We start from the raw sequence: 13596 nt of genomic DNA on the forward strand, positions 1-13596 counted from the left end.
GGACTAACCAGATGAACGGTCTTTCTACTACCGCTGATAGAGCGGGCATTGCCGCCCCCCCGCGGCGCCCCCGTGCCGATGGGGCCCGTGACGGGTTCGGCGCCGCGTTCGTGCTGATGTTGCCGGCGATTGCGCTCTATGCGCTGTTCAGCCTGACGCCGATCCTGTTGACCATCTGGATCAGCTTCACCAATTCGGGCGGCTTCAATACCGAGGCGAATTTCGTCGGCTTCGACAATTACCTCCGCGCCACCGAGGACCCGATCATCTGGCAGAGCCTCGGCCGCACCTTCCTGTGGTTGTTCTACCATGTGGTGCTGGCGGGCGGACTGGGGCTGGCGCTGGCGCTGGCGATCGGCCGGCTGAGCCGCACGCGGGTGTTCTTCCGCACCGCGTTGTTCCTGCCGCACCTCGTCTCGCTCGCCGTGGTGGGGGTGATCTGGGCCAATATCTATGACCCGTTCTATGGCCTCATCAACACGGCGCTGACCCAGTGGGGGCTCGCCGGCTGGGCCAAAGGCTGGTTGAGCGACCCGCTGCTGGTGCTGTTCTCGGTGAATGTCGCGAGCTCCTGGCAGGGCTTTGGGCTCTACATGCTGCTGTTCATCGCCGGGCTGCAGAACATCGACAATACGCTCTACGAGGCGGCCGAGATCGATGGCGCCAACGGGTGGCAAAAACTCTGGAACGTCACGCTGCCGGGCCTGAGCGAGGTGATGACGTTCGTGTTGTCGCTTGCCATGATCAACGGGCTCAAGGGCTTTGCCACGGTGTTCGTGATGACCAATGGCGGGCCGTTCTACGCCTCCGAGATCATTACCACCTACATCTACCGGCTGGCCTTCCAGGCGCAGGACCATGGGCTCGCCGCGGTGCTCTGCATCCTGATGAGTGTCCTCGCCATCACCATCACCGTTGCCTTCAACCGCTGGCGCGCGAGGAAATCGTCATGAGCAGACGCCAACCCCGTGAATGGCCGATGGTGGCGCTGCTGCTGCCGGTGTTCGCCATCATCCTCGGGCCGTTCCTGTGGCTCGTCAGCTCGAGTTTGAAAACCGAGGCGGAGATCGGTCGCGGCGATCCGTTCGCGCTGCCCAAGCAACTGATGTGGCAGAACTACGCCGATGCCTGGAATGTCGGCGGCTTCGGCTCCTTGATCGGCAACAGCCTGATCAATGTGGCGGGCGTCGTGGTGCTGACCCTCATCGTCTGCGCTCCGGCCGGCTATGCGCTGGCCAAGATCCGCTTTCCCGGGCGCGAGTGGACGTTCTACGCCTTCATCTTCGGGCTCACCATCCCGATCCAGGCGATCATCATTCCGCTCTACCAGGTGCTGTTCAACCTTGGGTTGATCAACTCGATGGCCGGCGTGGTGCTGGCGCAGGTTGCAAACGGCGTCCCGTTCGGGCTGTTCCTGATGCGCAGCTTCTTCCTCGGCGTGCCGAACGAGTTGAGCGAAGCGGCGCGGATCGATGGGGCCAACCATTTCCAGATTCTCACCCGGGTGTTCCTGCCGCTGTCGCAGCCGGCCATCTCGGCGCTCTTGATCATTTCGGCGCTGTCGACCTGGAACGATTTCTTCCTGCCGCTGGTGGTGCTGATCAGCCCCGGCAACCAGACGCTGCCGCTCGGCCTCGTGCGGTTCGCGTCGACCTATTCCACCGATTTCCGGCTGGTGTTCTCGGGCACCGTGATCACCTTCCTGCCGGTCATCATCCTCTACATCCTGACCCAGAGGCGCTTCACCGAAGGCCTCACGCAAGGCGCCCTGAAAGGCTGAGTTATGCCGCACCACGTCCCCAAGGAAATCCGTTACAATTTCGAGTACGAGCGGCGGCTCAAGGCCTGCTTCATCGGCGCCGGCGGCCACGCCTACCGCAATGTCTACCCAACCTTCCGCTACGCGCCGGTGGACCTCGTCGCCATCTGCGATCTTTCGAAGGACCGCGCCGATGGCTTCGCCCGGGTGTTCGGGGCCGAACGCACCTATACCGACCACCACGCGATGCTCGCGGCCGAAAAGCCGGACGTGGTGTTCATCGTCACCAGCTACACCAAAGACGGGCACGTGCAGGCGACGCAACTGGCCAAGGACGTGGTCGAAGCCGGCGCCCATGTGTGGATGGAAAAGCCGACGGCGGCGAGCCGGGCGGAGGTCGAAGAGCTGATCGCGGTCTCCCGGCGAACCGGCAAGAACATCATGACCGGGCTGAAGAAGACCTTCTTTCCCGCCATCGAGAAGCTCAAGGATATCGTCGCGGCGCCGGAATTCGGCCGGCTGACCTCGCTGGTGGTGCGCTATCCGCAGGCGCTGCCGGCGCCCGACAAGCGCGGCGACCTCGTCGCCATGCAGTCGGTGATCGACCACATCTATCATCCCGCGGCGATCATCAGCTTTCTTGCCGGCGAGATCGAGCGGGCGAGTTTCGAATGGGCCGAACCCACCGGCGCCACCATTGCCAGCCTCAAGTTCAAGTCCGGCGCCATCGGGGCGCTGCACTTCAGCGCCGGGCAGAGCATGGGAGGACCGCTCGAGCGGGTCGAGGCGATCGGCGAAGGCAGCCATGCGGTGGTCGAGAACGGGGTGAAACTGACGCATTACCGCAAGGCCAAGCTGCCGAGCTATGGCCGGGCCTCGAGCTGGATCCAGCCCGAGGAGAGCGCCACACTGGTGTACGAGCCAGAATTCTCGCTCGGCCAGCTCTACAACAACAACATGTTCACGCTGGGCTATGTGCCCGAGGTGCTGCACTTCTGCGAGGCGGTGCTGGAAGGGCGGGCGGTGAGCAAGGGGACGCTCGAGACGGCGCTCGAGATCATGAAGCTCTACGACTTTTACGCTACGACGCCGCACGGCGTTGCGGCGGCGATCTGAGCGCGGGAGCCAACGATGACGATCGAGACGTTCGTTGCCCGCGCCGCCGATGGCGAGCGGGTCAATACCGGCTGGGGCGAGCTCAACTGGAAGATCACCGACAAATCGATGGCGGGGACCGAGATGACCTTCGGCACCTGTCTCATCAAGCCGGGGGAGCGCAACCCGCTGCACTCGCACCCCAATTGCGAGGAGTTCCTCTACGTCGTCTCCGGCTCGTGCGAGCATAAGCTCGGCGAGGAGACGGTGATGCTGGGCGCTGGCGACATCATCCGCATCCCGCAGGATGTGCGGCACTGGGCCAGGGCGGTCGGCAGTGAACCGGTGTTCGCGCTGATCATGTTCTCGACCGGCAAGCGCCAGGCGGTGGACCACGAGGGTGGCGGCGTGGCGTGACCTTTATTCTCGCTGCGCCGGCTATCGCCTCATGAGAACGCCGGATTGCCGGCGGCGACGGCGAGCTCTGCCGTGGTCGGGGCAGCAGCGTCGGCCGGGCAGGCGCCCAGCGGGTCATCGGGCAAGCTGGTGGCGCCGGCATTGAAGACATAGCGGCCGCCGCAGCTCCCGACCGTTGCCGGTCGCTGCGTCTGAGCCAGCACATCATAGCCCTCTTTGAGGTTGCGCCAGAACGCCATGTTGGGGTTCGTGGCGTGCCGGGTCAGGTTGGCCTCGGTCATGCGGAACGGATAGAGCTCCAGCTTGAAGCTCGGATTGCCGCCGGCAAAGCTCTCGCGCGCCAGGGCGTAGATTTCCTTCATCTGCTCGTCGGTCATGGCGTAGCAGCCGACCGACTTGCAGTCGCCGTGGATCATCAGGTTGGTGCCGGTGCGGCCCTGGGCGCGGTCGAGCCGATTGGGGAAACCGGTGTTGAACGAAAGGTAGTAGCTCGACTTGGGGTTCATCATCCCCGGCGTCACTTCATAAAACCCCTCGGGCGACTGGTAATCGCCTTCCTTGACCTTGGGGCCCAGTTCGCCGGACCATTTGCAGATGGCGTAGGTCTTGAACAGGCGGTAGCTGCCGCGGCTGTCGGGCTTCCAGACCTCGAGCTCGGAACTCTCCTTGAAGACGCGGACCAGCATCGGTGCAGCCGGCGTGGTGTCGAGCGCCGCGAGCACGCTGACCGTACGGGCGGAAAGCGGCTGCTTGTCCTTGGTGAGGCCGCCAAGCGACGAGCAGCCGGCGAGGACGAAGGTCAGCAACAGAACGGTCAGCAGGGCAGTGGATTTACGCATGGCACTCTCGATCACTCACGGCTGAGGATAGAGGCGGATGGTTACCCAGCTCTTGCCAGCGGCGATATCGGCGCCGACGCCGCCCCGGAACCCTCCGTAACAGGGGCCGTTGATACGGGCGGAGGCCGGTTCACGGCCGGGCTGGCAGGCGGGGGCGCGGAAGCGCTAGTGTCCCGCCCGCCAATTATCGAAACCAATGGAGTTTTCTGATGAAGCGTACTGCCACCGCCAACTGGAAGGGAACGTTGCAGGAGGGGACCGGCACGCTCGATGTGCTGAGCGGCGCTTTCGCGGGCCTGCCCTACACCTTCAAGGGCCGCTTCGTCGATGAGAGCGGCCAATCGGGCACCAACCCCGAAGAACTGATCGCGGCGGCGCATTCGGGCTGCTTTGCCATGCAGTTCAGCGCCTTCCTCGCCGCCAATGGCACCACCGCCGAGCACCTCAAGGTCACCGCGGCGGTCGAGCTCATTTCCGGCACCGGCATCGTCGGCAGTGCGCTGACGGTCGAGGGCAAAGTGCCGGGGATCGACGCGGCGAAGTTCCAGGAACTGGCCGAGAAGGCGAAGGCCGAGTGCCCGGTGTCGCGGGCGCTGGGCGCCATCAAGGTGACGCTGGAGGCGCGGCTGGTCTGAACCAGCCGAGAGGTCAGGCGTGGCGCCAGTCGGGCCACGCCGCCATCGAATGCACGCGACGGGTGTGGTGGCCTTCCTCGCCGAAGGGCGCCACTTCCCATTTCCAGCGCAGACCGCTGCGCGGCACGGGCCGACCGTGCAGCAGGTCGGCAGTGTCGAGCATCACGCCGTGGCGGTTGAACACGCGATAATCGAGATCGGTCACCAGCGTCGCCGGGCAGGGGAGCGCCGCGAGCCTGTCTAAGTGGCCGTCGACCACCTGGCGCCCCGCCCCCGGCGCGGCGCGCGCCAGCTGGCTGACGAGGCTCAGCGAGATCACCCAGTCGAGATCGTCGATCGCTTCGAGGAAGTCGAGGGCGTCTGGGTTGCTCGCCGTCGACAGGTCGCGCCATTGGCGCTCGACATTGGGATAGCGGTCGATCCGCTGACCGACCGTCGAGAGGTGGATGCGGTCGACGAGGATCACCCGCTTGAAGGTGCGGCAGAGCGATTCGACCGGCACATCGAACAGCGGGCCGGAGCCGAGTACCACCACAGTGCGACGCGCGGTCAGGTCGTCGATGGTGGTGTCGATCAGGCCGCGAGAGTTGGCGAGATGCGGAGCCCAGGCGCGGGTCTGGCGTTGGCCACGGGCCCACAGTCCCACCGCTTCGCCCAGATGCGGGCGGAACGCCGGCGGCGTTGCTCGGTAGCTCGCAGCATAGACGAAGAGTTCAGCGAGCATCGGTCAGGGATCCGGCAGCAGAATCGGCGTGATCCTAATGCACGTCGTCGTTTCCTCGAAACGGCGACATTGTCCAAGTCGTTGAACTGTCACGTTGTCGAATCGCCCCTGAGGAGAAGTGGCCAAGGTGCAACATTCGTCGTGGCGAGGCCGTAGAAAGGAAGAATTTCGCCGCAATTTCGTGCAGTTTGCCATGTCGTCGGATGGGGCCAAGTTTGCTTGCTCGGAATGTGCTCAGATTTGCTGCGGCTGCGGTGTTCGTCGCCATGCCGTTGAGCGCCCTTGCCATGGGCTGTGACGGGCTGGTCGACGGCCCCAAAGGCACCGTCATGTCGGTGACCGACGGCGATACGGTGGTGCTCGACACCGGCGTCGTGGTTCGGCTGATCGGCACGCAGGCGCCCAAGCTGCCATTGGGGCGCGAGGGTTTCGAGACCTGGCCGAAGGCCGAGGAGGCGCGGCTGGCGCTCGAAGCGCTGACGCTCGGCAAACGGGTCGCGGTGCGCCATGGCGGCGAGCAGGTCGACCGGCATGGTCGGACGCTGGGGCAGCTGTTCGTCGTCGATACCCCCGAGCTCTGGGTGCAGCAGCGGATGATCGCCGATGGTTGGGCGCGGGTCTACTCGTTCCCCGATAATCGTGCATGTCTGCCACAGTTGCTCAGTGCCGAGGGCTCGGCGCGGCTGATGAAGCTTGGCATCTGGGCCGATCCCTACTATCTCGTGCGGCGGGCGGACCGGCCGGCAGAACTGGCCGGGCGCCTGGGTCACTACGAGCTGGTGGAGGGTCGGGTGCTTCTCGCCGACGAGGCGCAGGGGCGCATCTACCTGAATTTTGGCCGATCGTGGAAAGAGGACTTCACCGCCGTGCTCGAGCGGTCGGCGGTTCAGCTCTTTGCACGCTCCGGCCTCGACCCCCTCAAGCTCGAGGGTGCCTTCGTCCGGATCAGAGGCTGGATGGATGACGTCGATGGCCCGCGGGTCGAAGTCACCCATCCAGAGCAGATAGAGGTTCTCCTCGCTCCATGAAGTCGCGTTCGATGACCACGGCGCTCGGCGCCCCGCTTGCAGCAACACTCCTCGCAGTGCTTGCCGCCTGCACGAGCCTGCCCGGCGTCACGACGACCCGCACCGAGGGGCAGAACGCGCCGATCGTCGCCTCCGACGATCCGGAGGAAGATGCGATTGGGGCGCGCGAGCATCCACGCATCGTGGCCTCCTATGGCGGCATCTACTCGGACCGCCAGGCCGAGATCATGATCGCGCGGATCGTCGGGCGGCTTCTCGCCGCCGCCGACCAGCCGAACCAGAAGTTCACCGTCACCATTCTCGATACTGCCGAGGTCAACGCCTTCGCGCTGCCGGGCGGCTATGTCTATGTCACCCGCGGCATCCTGGCGCTCGCCTCCGATACTTCGGAGATCGCGGCGGTGCTGGCGCACGAGATCGCGCATGTGACGCTCAAGCATGCTCGCGCCCGCACCAACCGGGTGCGCACCAACGAGATCGTCGACAAGGTGGTGACCGGCGTGTTCGGCGCCGATACCGCCACCGACCAGGCCTCGAACCGCTCGAAGATGTCGCTGGCGGCGTTCAGCCAGCAGCAGGAACTGGCCGCCGACAAGGAGGGCATTTTGACCTCCGGCCGGGCCGGCTACGATCCGCATGCGGCGGCGCGCTTCCTTGGCGCCATGGGCCGGTTCGCGCATTTCTCGGCCGGCGATGCCGACCAGGAAGGCGATTTCCTGTCCTCGCACCCCTCGACCCCGGATCGCGTGCAGAAGGCGATCGAGACGGCGCGCGCCTTCTTCGGCGCCCCGGGCCTGGGTGAAACGGCGCGTGACGGCTATATGGCCGGCATCGAAGGCCTCGCCTTCGGCGACAGCCCGGCGCAGGGCGCGGTGGTCGGCCGCCGCTACATCAACCCGACGCTGAAATTCACCTTCGAGGTGCCGCAGAACTACACGCTGCAGATCTCGAAGGGCGCGGTGGTCGGCGTCGCCGGCGAAGGCGAGGCAGTGCGCTTCGACAGCGCCGAGGTGCCGGCGTCGATGGGGCTCGAGGACTATCTGAAGTCCGGCTGGATCGCCGGGCTGCAGCCCACGACGGTAAAACGCGAGACCGCCAACGGCTTCGAGATGGCGACCGGCGTCGCCGTCACCCCGCAGTGGAATTTCCGCGTTGCCGTGGTGCGGCACGAGGGGCGGGTCTACCGCTTCATCTTCGCCGCCAAGTTCGACAGCCCGGCCTTCACCCAGGCCGCCGAAGCGACGCTGAAGAGTTTTCGGGCGGCGGGCGCGAGGGACCTTGGTCTCGTCAAGAAGCTGGTGGTTCGCACCGTCACTGCCGGCAGCGTCGACACCGCGGACTCGCTGGCCCGCCGGATGAACGGGCTCAGCCGCGGCACCGACCTGTTCTACATCCTCAACAACCTCTACCCGGGCGACACGCTGGTGGCCGGGCAGAAGTACAAGATCGTGACGGTCGAGTAAGGTCAGCCCGGCAGCAGCCAGCGCACTGCCCAGTAGCCGCCGAGCGCGGTGACCGCGGTGAGCGCGGTGCCCCAGGCCACATCGATCAGGCTGAGGCTGAGCGGCCAGTTGCGCAGGGTCGAGAGGTTGGTGAAGTCGTAGGTGCCGTAGGCAACGAGGCCGAGCAGGGCGCCATAACCCAAAGCCGTCAGCCAGCTACGCGCCTCGAGCGCCGGCAGGATGGCAAAGACCAGCACGCCCACAAGGTAGAGCAGGTAAAATACTCCGGCCACCGCCAGGTTGGGGCGCTCGGCGAGGAGATCGCCGAGTTGCGGCTGGTAGAGGCGCGGCACCATGGTGGTGAGCCAGATCGCATCGAGCGCCAGCATGGTGATGGCGGCTCCGGCATAGGCAACGACGAAGGGCGGCATGCGGCGATCTCCGGAAGCTGAGCTGTAAGCAACGGGTGTGAACACCCAACTGTTTCGCTCGCCAGTGTTTTTTGCTGCGCCTGAAACAATTCGTGCCCGCGACCCGTAGTTCCTCCCATCGGCAGCGGATGGGAAACTCAGTGCGACATCTCCACCAAGACCAGGCGCGGGCGGCCGGACGGCGCATCGCAATCATCGGCGCGGGCATTGCCGGGCTTTCGGCGGCCTGGCTGCTGAGCCGCCGGCACGAGGTGGTACTGTACGAGGCCAATGGCTGGCTCGGCGGACACGCCAACACCGTCGATGTGGACTGCCCGGAGGGGCCGATCGCGGTCGATACCGGCTTCATCGTCTACAACCCGGGCAATTATCCCAATTTCACCGCGCTGCTCGAGCACCTCCAGGTACCCAGTGTCGATTCCGACATGTCGCTCGGGGTGTCGGTGGGCGATGGCCGGGTGGAATACTCGAGCCGGCCATTCGGGCTGTTCGGGCAGAAGCGCAATCTGGTCAACCCACGGTTCTGGCGGATGATCGCCGACATCGTGAAATTCTACGAAGTGACGCGTGGGCTCGATGAGAACGCCATGGATGCGATCTCGCTCGGCGAGTTCCTCGATAGCGGTGGCTGGTCGCGAGCGCTGATCGAGGAGCATGTGCTGCCGATGTGCGCGGCGATCTGGTCGACCACGTCCGAGCAGATGCGGGACTATCCGATGCGCTCGTTCCTCCGCTTCTTTACCAGCCATGGGCTGCTGCAGGTCACCAAACGACCGCAATGGCGCACTGTGCTCGGCGGCAGCCGCAGCTATGTCGAGGCGCTGATGGCCGATATCGGCACCGCCATGCAGCGCCGGCCCGGCGCGACGGGGGTCAGCCGACAAGCCGGCCTCGTCGTCGTTGATGACGCCGCGGGCGGCCGCGAAGTGTTCACCGACGTGGTGATCGGTGCCCATGCCGACCAGGCCCTGGGCCTGCTCGACGATGCCTCCGAAGATGAGCAGGCGGTGCTCGGCGCCTTCCGCTACACCCCCAATGTCGCGGTGCTGCACGATGATCCTGCACTGATGCCGCGGCGGCGGTCGGTGTGGGCCAGCTGGAACTATATCGGCTCGGACGATGCACGCGCCGACCGACCGCTCTGTGTCAGCTACTGGATGAACCACCTGCAATCACTGCGTACGCGCCGGCAGATGTTTTTGACGCTGAACCCGTCGCGGCAGCCGCGCCCCGAAAGCATCGTCCGCAGTTTCGAATACACCCACCCGCTGTTCGACCACGCCGCACTCGCAGCGCAGGACCAGCTGTGGCGGCTGCAGGGGGGGCGCAACACCTGGTTCTGCGGCAGCTATTTCGGCTACGGCTTTCATGAAGATGCGCTGCAGTCGGGCCTCGCGGTGGCCAGCCAGTTTGGTATCAACCCGCCCTGGGCGGCGCAGCGGGGGCGCATTGCTGCTGCGCCGACGGTGCTGGAAGCAGCGCAATGAGGTCGGCGCTCTATCGCGGCGAGGTCGCCCATAGCCGGCTCAGGCCGAAGCGGCACAGCCTCGGCTACAAGGTGTTCTGCCTGCTGCTCGACCTCGACGAGCTGGAAGCGCTCAACGGTCGCTTCCCGCTGCTCGGCATCGAGCGCGGCGGACTATTTAGCTTCCGGCAGTCCGATCACGGCGATGGCCAGACGTCGCTCAAGGCGTGGGCGGCAGCGCGTCTGGCAGAGGCTGGCATCGGCTATGATGGCGGCCGGGTCGAGTTGCTCTGCTATCCGCGGCTGCTCGGTTTCGTATTTAATCCGCTAAGCGTCTACTTCTGCCACCAGCGGGACGGGCGCCTCGCCGGCATCCTCTACGAGGTGCACAACACCCATGGTGAGCGCCACACCTATGCCCTGCCGGCCAGTGGCGATGAGCGGGTGGTGCGACACGCGGCCAGCAAGCAGTTCTTCGTCTCGCCATTCATGCCGATGGAGTGCACCTATCGCTTTCGCATCACCGCACCGAGGGAACGTGTCGGCATCTCGATCCTCGAAGACGATGCCGAGGGGTTGCTGCTCACTGCCAGTTTCACCGGGCGGCGCGAGGAGCTGTCGAACCGGGCGCTGTGGCGGGCCTTTGCCGGCTATCCGCTGATGACGCTGAAGGTGGTCCTCGGCATCCATTGGGAAGCCCTGAAGCTCATCGCCAAGGGCGTGCCGATCTTCCACTGGTCGCCGGCGCGGCAACGGATCGCGTCCGGCACCGTGCCGGTTTCCGACCGACGCGTGCCGGAGCAGGTCGAATGATCAGTGGTCCGGCGATCGTCCTCGCTGCAGTGTCGCTGTCACTGGTGATGACGCTCGCCTGGTGGGTGGTGGTGAGCTCTGGCCGTTCCGGTTGGGCCGACACGTTCTGGAGCTATGGCACCGGGCTGGTTGGCGTCGGTGCGGTGCTGTGGTCCGCCGGTGGCGCGCTGGGCGAACGGGCGTGGCTGGTGATCGCGCTGCTGGCGCTATGGGCCTTGCGGCTCGGCACCCACATCGCGCGCCGCACGCTCTCGGGTGGCGATGATCCGCGCTATGCGGAACTGCGCCGCGGCTGGGGGGAGCGCTATCGCAGCCAGCTGTTCGTGTTTCTCCTGATCCAGGGCGTGGCAGCCTTGGTGCTGGTGGTCGCGGCGCTCGCGGCCGCCGGCAATCCGGCGCCGCTGGGTATCGGGGACCTGCTTGGCGTCGTCATCGCGCTGCTGGCTCTGGCCGGCGAGGCGGTGAGCGACGCACAGCTCAAGGCCTTCAAAGCCGATCGCGGCAACGCAGGCGCGGTATGCGATGTCGGGCTGTGGTCGCTCAGCCGGCACCCGAACTACTTCTTCGAGTGGCTGTATTGGCTGGCCTACGTGCCGATCGGCCTTAGCCTCGCCTATCCCTGGGGTTGGCTCACTCTGCTGGCGCCGGTCATGATGTACTGGCTCCTGGTGCACGTCTCGGGCATTCCGCCGCTCGAGGCGCATATGCTGCGCTCGCGCGGTGATCGCTTCGGTGCCTACCAGCAGCGCGTCCGGGCGTTCTGGCCGATCCCGAGATAGTGGCGCTCAGCGGGCTTTGAGGTAGGCCGGCAGGATGTGATGGCGCGACAGCACGGCGAGTTCGAGTTCATCGAGTTCGGCAGGGTCGACCCAGCGCGCTTCTTCGATTTCGGCCTGCGGCACCGGGTTCGACTGGATGGCGAGCCAGAACACCTCGGCCACCACCGTCGCATCCGTCTCATGCGCCGCGGGGGCCGAGAAACGGCCGAGATAATGGGCGGTCGCCGGATCGATGGCGACCCCCAGTTCCTCCTGCACCTCGCGCTGTAGCGCCGCCAATGAGGCCTCTCCCGGCTCGATCTTGCCGCCCGGCTGCATGAAGACGTTGGTGCCGCGCTTTCGCACCAGGAGGACGCGGCCATCGGGACCGGCAAGCACGGCGGCGGCGATGAAGATCTGTCGAGGTTTGGCGGTCATGGAAATAATCTCAGGGATGCGCCACCCTGCCGCTGTTGCGCCCCTGCGTCACCAGGCCGTGCCGGGCGCCGGCGGCAGAAACAGAAAGGGCCGGTCTTGCGACCGGCCCTGATGCGTCACGTGACGTGAACCTACGCGGCTTCTTCGGCGTCGGCAGCGTCCGACTTCGGACCGCGGCGCGGCGACTTGGCGAGGTTCTTCTCGATCAGCTGCACGGCCTCGGTGAGGGTCAGCTTGTTGACGGCCGAAACCTCGCGGCTCATGCGGTCCATCGCCTGCTCGAACAGCTGGCGTTCCGAGTAGGACTGCTCGGGCTGGTCATCGGAGCGGAACAGGTCGCGCACCACTTCCGAGATGGCAATCAGATCGCCGGAATTGATCTTGGCTTCGTATTCCTGGGCACGGCGCGACCACATGGTGCGCTTGACGCGGGCGCGGCCGGTGACGGTCTCGAGCGCCTTCTTGACCTCGTCCTCTTCGGCGAGCTTGCGCATGCCGACCGACTTGATCTTGGCGACGGGAACGCGAAGGGTCAGTTTATCCTGCTCGAACGAGATGACGAACAGCTCGAGGGTCAGCCCCGCGACCTCCTGTTCCTCGATCGAGGTGATGAGGCCGACGCCATGCGCCGGATAGACGATGTACTCGCCCGTCTTGAATCCAAGCCGCTGCTGAGGCTTCTTGGTGACCATAGAGGATACTCCTATTAACGCCGCCGCCGGACAGCTCTTCGCGGAGAGGCCGTCCTGTTGTTGCTGGTTCGCCCATCCGAATAGATAAGCAAAATCCCTTTGCGCACTCCTCCGGTCCGCGCGACCGGATGACTGCGCCCCCAATATTGCTGGTGTCAAAAAAAAGGGTGCCCGAAGGCACGCATTGGATGACGGGCAAGCTCCATTCGTTTGAGGAGCGTAGCACAAAATTTCAGCAAAATCAAAAGTTGCGAATCAAGATCGCCGGGAGCCGTTCAGCTCCCGGGCCCAACCCGTTCATCGGCATGGCAAACCGGCGGCAAAACCGCGGCTCAATCGCCCTCGCCGGGCAAAGGTCAATCGCCCTCGCCGGGGGCTTCGGAGAAGTGTTTCTCGAACTTGCCCTCGACCCCGTCCCATTCCTTGGCATCGGCCGGAGCGTCGCGCTTCTCAGTGATGTTGGGCCAGGCGGAGGCGTATTTGCTGTTGATCTCCAGCCATTTGTCGAGGCCGCCCTCGGTATCGGGCTTGATCGCCTCGGCCGGGCATTCGGGCTCGCAGACGCCGCAGTCGATGCACTCGTCGGGGTGGATGACGAGCATGTTCTCGCCTTCATAGAAGCAGTCGACGGGACAAACCTCGACGCAGTCCATGTACTTGCACTTAATGCAGTTGTCCGTGACGATGTAGGTCATTCTTCGCGAGCGTTCCTGCTCAAGTTTGTCGGGCCGCTGGGTCTTTCAGCCGGGCGCGCGCAGCAAGCCGTACGCCTCGGGCCGTGCTAGCCCTTTTTCTCCCACGCCGCAAGGGACAGGGCAGTCAGGCTTTCGGCGCAGCAGCCTTGCTCGCCGACATGGTTATCCGTGTCTGCCGCGGGCCCACTACGCCGGCTTGCGCATCGGGGCATGCCGGTTGGCAATTGTGGCGGGAGGAGCGAGAAATCGAGGTCGACGATCGTAACGGCAAAGTGAACGATGGCGGCCGAACCGTTCAGTCCTCGTCGCCCTGCAGCCGGTCGGTGTCGCGACGTTCCTTCTTGGTCGGGCGCCCGCTGCCGACG

At 65.3% G+C, this 13596-nt stretch carries 16 protein-coding genes; 10 read left to right on the forward strand and 6 right to left on the reverse strand.

Features of this window, described 5'->3' with window-relative positions:
* The first annotated feature begins 11 nt into the window (after positions 1-11).
* The 4 genes from VW23_RS06480 to VW23_RS06495 are packed head-to-tail and all read left to right on the forward strand — an operon-like array spanning position 12 to position 3271.
* Positions 12-953: a carbohydrate ABC transporter permease gene (locus VW23_RS06480; protein ID WP_141728244.1), complete on the forward strand. Its 942-nt coding sequence runs from the start codon at positions 12-14 to the stop codon at positions 951-953.
* Entirely contained in the window at positions 950-1780 is an 831-nt protein-coding gene (locus VW23_RS06485; protein WP_069908768.1) for a carbohydrate ABC transporter permease, read from the forward strand. Before VW23_RS06480 ends, VW23_RS06485 begins: the two co-directional genes overlap by 4 nt.
* Before the next feature lie 3 nt (positions 1781-1783).
* Positions 1784-2875 carry a Gfo/Idh/MocA family protein gene (locus VW23_RS06490; protein ID WP_069908769.1) on the forward strand — a complete coding sequence of 364 codons (1092 nt, stop codon included), beginning with the start codon at positions 1784-1786 and terminating at the stop codon, positions 2873-2875.
* 15 nt (positions 2876-2890) lie between these two features.
* Complete coding sequence (locus tag VW23_RS06495; RefSeq protein ID WP_069908770.1) at positions 2891-3271, forward strand: cupin domain-containing protein; 381 nt, start codon at positions 2891-2893, stop codon at positions 3269-3271.
* A 29-nt stretch (positions 3272-3300) separates the two neighbouring features.
* On the opposite strand, the gene VW23_RS06500 is transcribed toward VW23_RS06495, so the two are convergent.
* The gene (locus VW23_RS06500) at positions 3301-4110 is read right to left on the reverse strand and encodes a L,D-transpeptidase family protein (RefSeq protein WP_069908771.1); all 810 of its coding nucleotides are present in this window, start codon (positions 4108-4110) and stop codon (positions 3301-3303) included.
* Between the two features lie 209 nt (positions 4111-4319).
* Between VW23_RS06500 and VW23_RS06505 the strand changes: the two genes are divergently transcribed.
* A complete protein-coding gene (locus VW23_RS06505; RefSeq protein WP_069908772.1) occupies positions 4320-4745 on the forward strand; it encodes an OsmC family peroxiredoxin in 426 nt (141 codons plus the stop codon).
* Between the two features lie 13 nt (positions 4746-4758).
* Here the strand turns inward: VW23_RS06505 and VW23_RS06510 are convergent, their stop codons facing one another.
* The gene (locus VW23_RS06510) at positions 4759-5469 is read right to left on the reverse strand and encodes a hypothetical protein (RefSeq protein ID WP_069908773.1); all 711 of its coding nucleotides are present in this window, start codon (positions 5467-5469) and stop codon (positions 4759-4761) included.
* Between the two features lie 215 nt (positions 5470-5684).
* On the opposite strand from VW23_RS06510, the gene VW23_RS06515 reads away from it, so the two are divergent.
* Both VW23_RS06515 and VW23_RS06520 read left to right on the forward strand, forming a co-directional pair.
* Positions 5685-6497, forward strand: coding sequence for a thermonuclease family protein (locus tag VW23_RS06515; protein WP_244513416.1), 813 nt, complete (start codon positions 5685-5687; stop codon positions 6495-6497).
* Positions 6494-7960 (forward strand): M48 family metalloprotease, encoded by a 1467-nt coding sequence (locus tag VW23_RS06520; RefSeq protein WP_084645663.1) that lies wholly within the window; start codon positions 6494-6496, stop codon positions 7958-7960. Before VW23_RS06515 ends, VW23_RS06520 begins: the two co-directional genes overlap by 4 nt.
* A 2-nt stretch (positions 7961-7962) precedes the next feature.
* On the opposite strand, the gene VW23_RS06525 is transcribed toward VW23_RS06520, so the two are convergent.
* Complete coding sequence (locus VW23_RS06525) at positions 7963-8370, reverse strand: DUF2177 family protein (RefSeq protein WP_069908775.1); 408 nt, start codon at positions 8368-8370, stop codon at positions 7963-7965.
* Positions 8371-8510: 140 nt separating this feature from the next.
* On the opposite strand from VW23_RS06525, the gene VW23_RS06530 reads away from it, so the two are divergent.
* From VW23_RS06530 to VW23_RS06540, 3 genes are read left to right on the forward strand one after another with little or no spacing between them, the layout of a single operon-like run.
* The gene (locus tag VW23_RS06530) at positions 8511-9857 is read left to right on the forward strand and encodes an NAD(P)/FAD-dependent oxidoreductase (RefSeq protein ID WP_244513419.1); all 1347 of its coding nucleotides are present in this window, start codon (positions 8511-8513) and stop codon (positions 9855-9857) included.
* Positions 9854-10648, forward strand: coding sequence for a DUF1365 domain-containing protein (locus VW23_RS06535; protein WP_069908777.1), 795 nt, complete (start codon positions 9854-9856; stop codon positions 10646-10648). Before VW23_RS06530 ends, VW23_RS06535 begins: the two co-directional genes overlap by 4 nt.
* On the forward strand, positions 10645-11427 hold the full coding sequence (locus VW23_RS06540) for a DUF1295 domain-containing protein (RefSeq protein WP_069908778.1): 783 nt from the start codon (positions 10645-10647) through the stop codon (positions 11425-11427). The genes VW23_RS06535 and VW23_RS06540 overlap by 4 nt, the downstream gene beginning before the upstream one ends.
* A gap of 6 nt (positions 11428-11433) precedes the next feature.
* Here the strand turns inward: VW23_RS06540 and VW23_RS06545 are convergent, their stop codons facing one another.
* The 3 genes from VW23_RS06545 to fdxA form a co-directional block, all read right to left on the reverse strand.
* On the reverse strand, positions 11434-11844 hold the full coding sequence (locus VW23_RS06545) for an NUDIX hydrolase (RefSeq protein ID WP_069908779.1): 411 nt from the start codon (positions 11842-11844) through the stop codon (positions 11434-11436).
* Between the two features lie 131 nt (positions 11845-11975).
* Positions 11976-12536, reverse strand: a complete 561-nt coding sequence (locus tag VW23_RS06550) for a CarD family transcriptional regulator (protein WP_055886468.1) — start codon at positions 12534-12536, stop codon at positions 11976-11978.
* Positions 12537-12892: 356 nt separating this feature from the next.
* Positions 12893-13231 carry a ferredoxin FdxA gene (fdxA, locus tag VW23_RS06555; RefSeq protein WP_055886464.1) on the reverse strand — a complete coding sequence of 113 codons (339 nt, stop codon included), beginning with the start codon at positions 13229-13231 and terminating at the stop codon, positions 12893-12895.
* Positions 13232-13596: the final 365 nt, after the last annotated feature.

Source organism: Devosia insulae DS-56, from assembly GCF_000970465.2.
Taxonomy (GTDB): Bacteria; Pseudomonadota; Alphaproteobacteria; order Rhizobiales; family Devosiaceae; genus Devosia_A; species Devosia_A insulae.